Annotated in this window: 10 protein-coding genes; 4 read left to right on the top strand and 6 right to left on the bottom strand. The window is 67.8% G+C overall.

Features of this window, described 5'->3' with window-relative positions; genetic code table 11:
- Positions 1 to 16: 16 nt before the first annotated feature.
- The 4 genes from ACTQY5_RS10870 to ACTQY5_RS10855 are packed head-to-tail and all read right to left on the bottom strand — an operon-like array spanning position 17 to position 1408.
- Entirely contained in the window at positions 17 to 202 is a 186-nt protein-coding gene (locus tag ACTQY5_RS10870; RefSeq protein ID WP_441042236.1) for a helix-turn-helix domain-containing protein, read from the bottom strand.
- A complete protein-coding gene (locus ACTQY5_RS10865; protein WP_441042234.1) occupies positions 199 to 393 on the bottom strand; it encodes a hypothetical protein in 195 nt (64 codons plus the stop codon). The genes ACTQY5_RS10870 and ACTQY5_RS10865 overlap by 4 nt, the downstream gene beginning before the upstream one ends.
- On the bottom strand, positions 390 to 1178 hold the full coding sequence (locus tag ACTQY5_RS10860; RefSeq protein ID WP_441369200.1) for a phage antirepressor KilAC domain-containing protein: 789 nt from the start codon (positions 1176 to 1178) through the stop codon (positions 390 to 392). The genes ACTQY5_RS10865 and ACTQY5_RS10860 overlap by 4 nt, the downstream gene beginning before the upstream one ends.
- Positions 1175 to 1408 (bottom strand): helix-turn-helix transcriptional regulator, encoded by a 234-nt coding sequence (locus tag ACTQY5_RS10855; protein WP_366150681.1) that lies wholly within the window; start codon positions 1406 to 1408, stop codon positions 1175 to 1177. Before ACTQY5_RS10855 ends, ACTQY5_RS10860 begins: the two co-directional genes overlap by 4 nt.
- A 98-nt stretch (positions 1409 to 1506) precedes the next feature.
- On the opposite strand from ACTQY5_RS10855, the gene ACTQY5_RS10850 reads away from it, so the two are divergent.
- Positions 1507 to 1746 carry a helix-turn-helix transcriptional regulator gene (locus ACTQY5_RS10850; RefSeq protein ID WP_441069401.1) on the top strand — a complete coding sequence of 80 codons (240 nt, stop codon included), beginning with the start codon at positions 1507 to 1509 and terminating at the stop codon, positions 1744 to 1746.
- On the opposite strand, the gene ACTQY5_RS10845 is transcribed toward ACTQY5_RS10850, so the two are convergent.
- Positions 1743 to 2885, bottom strand: a complete 1143-nt coding sequence (locus ACTQY5_RS10845; protein ID WP_441042228.1) for a tyrosine-type recombinase/integrase — start codon at positions 2883 to 2885, stop codon at positions 1743 to 1745. The two genes, ACTQY5_RS10850 and ACTQY5_RS10845, sit on opposite strands and share 4 nt — an antisense overlap.
- 312 nt (positions 2886 to 3197) lie before the next feature.
- Here ACTQY5_RS10845 and ACTQY5_RS10840 point away from each other — a divergent pair, with 312 nt between their 5' ends.
- From ACTQY5_RS10840 to ACTQY5_RS10830, 3 genes are read left to right on the top strand one after another with little or no spacing between them, the layout of a single operon-like run.
- Positions 3198 to 3554 carry a hypothetical protein gene (locus tag ACTQY5_RS10840; protein WP_432232227.1) on the top strand — a complete coding sequence of 119 codons (357 nt, stop codon included), beginning with the start codon at positions 3198 to 3200 and terminating at the stop codon, positions 3552 to 3554.
- 32 nt (positions 3555 to 3586) lie between these two features.
- Complete coding sequence (locus ACTQY5_RS10835) at positions 3587 to 3979, top strand: hypothetical protein (protein ID WP_441042226.1); 393 nt, start codon at positions 3587 to 3589, stop codon at positions 3977 to 3979.
- Complete coding sequence (locus ACTQY5_RS10830; protein ID WP_441042224.1) at positions 3976 to 4344, top strand: helix-turn-helix domain-containing protein; 369 nt, start codon at positions 3976 to 3978, stop codon at positions 4342 to 4344. The genes ACTQY5_RS10835 and ACTQY5_RS10830 overlap by 4 nt, the downstream gene beginning before the upstream one ends.
- Positions 4345 to 4672: 328 nt before the next feature.
- On the opposite strand, the gene ACTQY5_RS10825 is transcribed toward ACTQY5_RS10830, so the two are convergent.
- Positions 4673 to 5017 carry a hypothetical protein gene (locus tag ACTQY5_RS10825; RefSeq protein WP_441042222.1) on the bottom strand — a complete coding sequence of 115 codons (345 nt, stop codon included), beginning with the start codon at positions 5015 to 5017 and terminating at the stop codon, positions 4673 to 4675.
- Positions 5018 to 6119: the final 1102 nt, after the last annotated feature.

Here is a 6119-nt window from a genome sequence, read left to right as displayed (position 1 = left end):
GATCTGTTTGGTGGGGTCAGCGCGTCTTGGAGCTGGTGATGAGCCGGTTGACCTGCGCGGCGGAGAACAAGACGCGCCCGTTTCGCTTGCTGGACGGCTTGTGTCGGCGAAGCTTCCCGTCGGCGGCGAGCCGGTCGACGGTGGTGAGGCTGACGCGCAGCAGGTCGGCCACCTCGGCGCGGGTCATCCAGTCGCCGCTCACGACATCACCTCGGCAGAGAGTTCAGCGTCGGCTTCGTCGGCGTACCTTTGGGCCAGATCAGCCAGCCCCTCTATCGAGTCAGCCGAGTGCTGAGACAGGCAGTCGAGCTCGGTGACGGTGAGCAGCAGGCGGGCACAGATCGTGAGCACCGTCACGGCTTGAGTGAGTTGGGCGACCCGCTGCACGTTCATGCCGCGACCTCGCTGTCCAGGAGCGAGTCGAGGTCAGCGGTGCCACCGAGGATGCGGTGCAGAGCCGACAAGCCTTTGGCGGTGATGCGGATCGTCGAGGCGGGCAGCTCCAACTCGCCGGTACGGTGGTTGAGGAACGGGCCGGACGCCATTTTCTGCGCCAGCCGTCCACACTCGATCTGCGACTGGTAGGCGTGCCACTGCTGGCGATGCCCTGAGCGGTAGATCCAGCCCTGCTCGCGCATCGTCTCGAACAGGCGGTTGCGTCCGGTACTGATCGCGGGGTCGCGTGAGAGCACCTTTGCGGCCTCGTCCACGGCGTAGTCGCCGGAGCAGGCGACCATGGTGGACCATGCGCGTGCGGCGGGTTCGAGTTCACGGGCGCGCTGCTCGGCCAGTTCGCGGGCGTCCTCAGCCTCCACGACCATCAGCGCCAGTTCGCGCTTGGTGATCGACTCGACCCGGTAGCCGCCCGTCCTGCGGATGGAGGGCAGGACCTCGCTGGTGATCCAGCGGCGGAAGGTCGCGGCCTCCGGCTTGTCTGAGCGGATGACCACCTCGTACATGCCGGGCTCGCTGACGATGGTCATCTGCTGCGCGCCGCCAAGGGTGTCAATCTGAGTGACACCCCTCATATCGTCGGCGATGCGGCTGGCGGTCATGCTGACGTTGCCGAGTCTGAGGACTTTGCACAGGTCGGTAAGGACGAACCACGGCTCGCCGTCGATGGTGACGACGCGGACAGTGGCATCGCCGTAGGCGAAGGGGACGAGCGTGGCGCTCATGCTGCCACCGTCCGGCGAATCGCTGGGTAGGTGATGGCCTCGAGCGGGACGCCGAGGGCGTCTGCGAGTGCGCGTGCGGTCTGGGGGCCGGGCTGCTTGCGTCCGGCTTCGATGTTGGACAGGAATGCGCCTGACACTCCGACGTCCTTGGCGAGGCGGACCTGCTTCATCCCTACCGCGTTGCGGAGAGCGGCGACCGCTGCCCCGTTCACGAGTCTGGTTGCTTCCATAAGAAGAGAGTAGGAAAGAACAGGAAAGAAGTCAAGTAAGGAAACTAAACTACCAAGAAACTGGCAGTGACTAGGGTGCGCGCTGCGTAATTACAACGATGTGTTTCCCTGCTGAGCGGCTACTCTTTCCTCATGACCCCGAATCTTTCCCGATTTTTCCTGTCACCGTGGTGGACATGATCACCGGCCAGCAGCTCCGAGAGGCGCGACTGAGGCGGGGCTGGTCGCAGGGGCAACTCGCAGACAAGCTCGGCGTCACCGAGCGCAGCATCGGCAACTGGGAGCGTCGCGGGATACCTGCCACCCAGCAGGTACGCATCGCTGACGTGACACGCTAACCCAGCTCCCCCATGCGCTGCGCGATCGCCCTGTCGCGCTCGTCGGTGGCGACCTGGTACAGCATCGCCATCCCCGGCGTGGTGTGCCCGAGCCGCGCCATGAGTTCGCGGACGGTCGCGCCGGACTGAGCGGCCAGCGTCGCCCCCGTCTTGCGGAGGTCGTGGACGGACATGCCGGGCCGACCCACGGCCCGTGCACCCCGCTGATGGGCGCGGTAGATGGACCCATCGCTCAGTGGCCCACCGCCACGGGCTGGGAACAGCAGCTCGTCGCCGGTGGCGTCCGGGTGATGGGCATCCCAGTCAGCGAGCCACTGAGCGATCCCCTCAGCGATGGACGGCGGCAGGTGGGCTGTGCGGATACCGGCAGTGGTTTTGGGCGGCCCGATGTGCCACCGCCGCCCGCCGTCCGGGTCGGAGATGCGGGCGGCGGTGCGCTCGACACGGATGGTGGTGGCGTCGTCGGAGATGTCGCAGCGCCGCAGTGCCCGCACCTCACCGGATCGCAGCGCCCCCCATGCGGTGATCGCGAGGATGACGCGCCACCGGTCGGGGACGGCGGCGAGGTAGGTGCGCAGCTCGGTGGGGCTGAGCGCGACTGAGCGGTGCGCCGGCGCAGGCTTCCCCGCCCCGCGGATGCGGCACGGATTGGTCGGGATCAGGCCATCCTCCACTGCATCGGAGAGGATGGAGCGCAGGAGCTGGTAGGCGTTGCCGTTCTGGGTGGCGGTGGCGGCGGGTAGTGCGTCGTACCATGCACGGACGGCCTCGGGGCTGATCTGACTCACGGCGATGCGTCCGAGGGTGGGGGCGATGACCTGCTGCACGAGGCGGCGGTACAGGGCGGCGGTGGAGTCGCGCAGCGGCTTGCGGGCACGGCGCTGACGTCGGGCGATGATGTCGGCGCAGTAGGCGGCGAGGGTGACGGCGGCGACCTCGGGGGCGCGGACGCTGGGAGCGATCCATGTGCCCCGGTCGATGGCGATCTCCTCATCGCGGAGCCATGCCTCGGCGTCGGAGCGCAGGAGGTAGGTGGAGGGTGCTCGGTGACGCTGCCCGTCGGGGCCGATATAGCTGGCCTGGTAGCGGTCTGAGGGGAGTCTGCGGAGGGTGCCGAATGCTCGGCGAGTGCGTGCCATGCTGACCACACTAGTGCACGTTAGATGCACGCGGGGCGAGAGGATCGGATATTTGCGCTCAGTGCGGAGAGGTTCGACTCCTCTCTCGCGCACAATACGTCGGAGCCCCTGACTAGGAGACATACCTAGTCAGGGGCTTCTCGTTGTCTGCATTGGTCCGCAGGAGTGCTCATGAGACCGCATGGGACCGCATCACTAATGCACGCTAGATGCACGGCCAAGAAATCTCCCCGGTGTTTTCTCGATCCCCTCTTGCATACCGGTACCCACATGTGTATACTGGGATACATCAGATAGGGAAAGGAACCCACGATGAACGCCACGATCACCTACCGCACCGGCAGCTACTACAGCGAGACCGACACAGCCAACCACATCTGGGAGATCTCCGACGAGCAGGGCATCGCCTCCGAGCTGTACGTCAGCATCAGCGACGCCGAGGTCATGCAGATCGAGACCCGCGAGGATCGCCGCGGCGAGGGCCTCGCCCGCCAGCTCTGGGAGGCCGCCAATGCGCAACTCGGCATCGTCTACCACAGCCTCCCCGCGCACCGTACCCCCGAGGGCGAGGCTTTCGCCAGCGCGGTCGGCGGCGAGTCCGTCACGGAGTGCCACATCGATAGCTGCGACTGCACGGACATCATCGACGACGACCCCTACGGCTACTGAGCCACCACCGACCACACGACAGGAGACAGACCATGACCAGCTACACCACCCGCGACGAGGCCATCCTCCGCCAGATCATCGAGCCCATCGAGTCCGGTGACGCCAGCCGCGACGAGTACGACATCGACGCGATCGCCGCCGAGGTGCTCGACACCATCGGCGAGGGCACCGAGTACCGGTGGACGCAGACCGCCGACGACGCCGAGTTTTGGGCCGCTGTCGAGCGCCACCGCCGCCCCAGCATCCTTGAGCAACTCAACGGCTACGACGGCGACAACCTGTTCCGGGACGTCATCTACGGACTCGACGGCTACGACGAGGACGCCACCAGCGAGGCCGACCCCAACTACCGCAACGACACGTTCGTCGCCGCAGGCGTCACCTACCGCTACGACTACCAGCGCGCCGAGTGGGTGACCGCATGACCACCGCACGCGCACCGATGACCGAGCACGACCTCGACGCATGGCTGTCCGACACGACCGCCACCCCGACCCAACGCGCCGAGCTGCTGGCCGCCGACGCGGCACTGTGCGAGACGATCCCCGACGATGGGGAGCCCGGCACGGGTTCCCCGGAGTTCATGGGCGCCGCGAAGCTCGTCCTGGGCGACGCCACCCTCGCCGACCTCGCGGCCACGCTGCTGGCTGCGCGGATCGCGGAGCGTGAGGCGATGGCCGAGCTACAGGGCGCCATCGTCGCGGCCCATCAGCGGGGGGTGTCAGTGATGGAACTGGCTCGCCAATCGGGTCTCACTCGACGCACCGTGTACCGGACCCTCAGCCGATGACGGCGGCGGCCTGCGGTCGTGGGAGTCTGAGCGGGACCGGATCAGTGAGCGGGCCGAGGCTCTGATCTGGGCTGAGCTGGCCCCGCCATGATGAGCAGGTGCGGCGGATGCTGGACGCTGAGGTGCCGATTGATTTGTCGCGCCACCCGGTGGGTGACAGGCCTCGGGGGTGGTGGGCTGCCGCTGCCGGGCGGGCGATGCTGACTGATCCCGATCTCGAGGTGGAGTGGCTACGATGATGAGCACGACGCGCTACTAGCGCCTGAGGCAGCAAAAAGCTGGCCCCCGCCACGGGGGCGGGGGCCAGTTGCTTGCGCCAGGGTTAGGTCTAGGTGGTGAGGACGGCCTGCACCGCCAGCATGATCGCCGCGTCCGTGACCCGTGCCGGGTGAGTACCGCATGCGGCGAGCTCGTCCCAGACCGCCTTCCGTGACGGGACGCGACCCGAGAACGCTTTGCACGCCGCGCCCCAGTGGTAGGCGTAAAGGGTGGCGAGGGAGGTTTGCTCGCCGCCGACGGTGATGCGGGCTCCGATGATGCGGGACATGTGGATGGTCGCCTCCCCCTCGGCTATGCCTGCGAGGCGGGTGGCGCGTCGGATGCGGTCAGCGAGGCCAGCGTCTTCCTCGGCGAGCCGGACCTCCTCAGCGGATGCGTGGATGGTGATTGCCATAGTGATCTCCTTGTCAGGTGTTGTGTGGGGTGCCGGGGAGGGCGACAGGCCACGGGTCGCGCGACTGCCCGCTAAAAACGCCCATGTACGCCCCACCGTCGCGTGTGGCCCCAGGGGCTACCCTCAACTCGTCTCCACTGAGGCGCAGGGGGGTGAAGCTTTGGCCGCTGCTCGCGTAGGAGTACGGCTCGCCGCGAGCGAAAACTCTCCACCCGGGGGTGAAGGTCCATATGATCGGCTCGTACTCCGAGGTTGAGGTGCGGAAACCGTAGTCCAGCGTGATCGAGCTGCCGACGCGCCTCAGGATGAGCACACGATCCCAGGAGCCACCCGTCTTCATCCGGTCGTAGTAGGGGCTCAGTGGTGCCACGTCCCGGAAACCGGTGTCTCCGACGGTGCAGAGCCACCCGTCGCGGGAGCATAGGGTGTCCGTCAGTACTCGCTGCCACCGCCACGCCCCCACACTCGCGCCGTCTGTGGAGCGGTACTCACACCCCACCGGCAGTGCTGCGAGCTGGGACGCCGTCAGGGACGTGGTGGACGGGATATCGGGCCTGCCGGGGCCGACCACGAGATAGTCGGAGGCGGTCGGCACCGCACCCGGCGGGCCGGGGCTCCCGGGTGGACCGGCCGGGAGCCCGAGCTGTAGCGCCATGTCGGGCCACTGCCCAGTCAGGGCAGCGGTCGGGGGCTGGCCTGCCGCCACCTGTGTCGCGGTGACAGGCCACGGCCCGGACGGCACCGGCGCACCATCACCCGCCACACCTCTCGGGACACCAACATCGAGCGCGTAACTACCCGGCCCCGTCTGACGCACCTGCACCGTCGCCGACTGGCCGGGGGCCAGTGTGGACGTGGTGCCAGCCGTGACAGTCGGCGCGGGTCCGGTCAGGGCAGGGCCGGTGGGGGTGCCGTCGATGACGAGGCGGGCATCAGCACCGACGGCCACGGCCGGGGAAAGCCCGTCATCGCCGCGCTCACCCCGCCGCCCCTCAGGCACACCCAGATCGAGCCGATACACACCAGCGCCAGCCTCCACCACAGAGACCGTGGCGGGCTCGCCATACGGGACCGTCGAGACACCCCCAGCAGTGGGCTTCGG

The sequence above is a fragment of the Acidaminococcus sp. HCP3S3_H5 genome (assembly GCF_052122235.1).
Classification (GTDB): Bacteria; Bacillota; Negativicutes; order Acidaminococcales; family Acidaminococcaceae; genus Acidaminococcus.
Note: the sequence above shows the minus strand (reverse complement) of the source record. Positions and strands in the feature narration are given on the sequence as shown.

Bases quoted from the DNA above. Each gene is read 5' to 3' on its own strand.
- ACTQY5_RS10830 (WP_441042224.1), top strand. From the start codon at position 3,976: ATGACCACCGCACGCGCACCGATGACCGAGCACGACCTCGACGCATGG.
- ACTQY5_RS10860 (WP_441369200.1), bottom strand. From the start codon at position 1,178: ATGAGCGCCACGCTCGTCCCCTTCGCCTACGGCGATGCCACTGTCCGC.
- ACTQY5_RS10855 (WP_366150681.1), bottom strand. From the start codon at position 1,408: ATGGAAGCAACCAGACTCGTGAACGGGGCAGCGGTCGCCGCTCTCCGC.
- ACTQY5_RS10845 (WP_441042228.1), bottom strand. From the start codon at position 2,885: ATGGCACGCACTCGCCGAGCATTCGGCACCCTCCGCAGACTCCCCTCA.
- ACTQY5_RS10825 (WP_441042222.1), bottom strand. From the start codon at position 5,017: ATGGCAATCACCATCCACGCATCCGCTGAGGAGGTCCGGCTCGCCGAG.
- ACTQY5_RS10835 (WP_441042226.1), top strand. From the start codon at position 3,587: ATGACCAGCTACACCACCCGCGACGAGGCCATCCTCCGCCAGATCATC.
- ACTQY5_RS10850 (WP_441069401.1), top strand. From the start codon at position 1,507: ATGTGTTTCCCTGCTGAGCGGCTACTCTTTCCTCATGACCCCGAATCT.
- ACTQY5_RS10865 (WP_441042234.1), bottom strand. From the start codon at position 393: ATGAACGTGCAGCGGGTCGCCCAACTCACTCAAGCCGTGACGGTGCTC.
- ACTQY5_RS10840 (WP_432232227.1), top strand. From the start codon at position 3,198: ATGAACGCCACGATCACCTACCGCACCGGCAGCTACTACAGCGAGACC.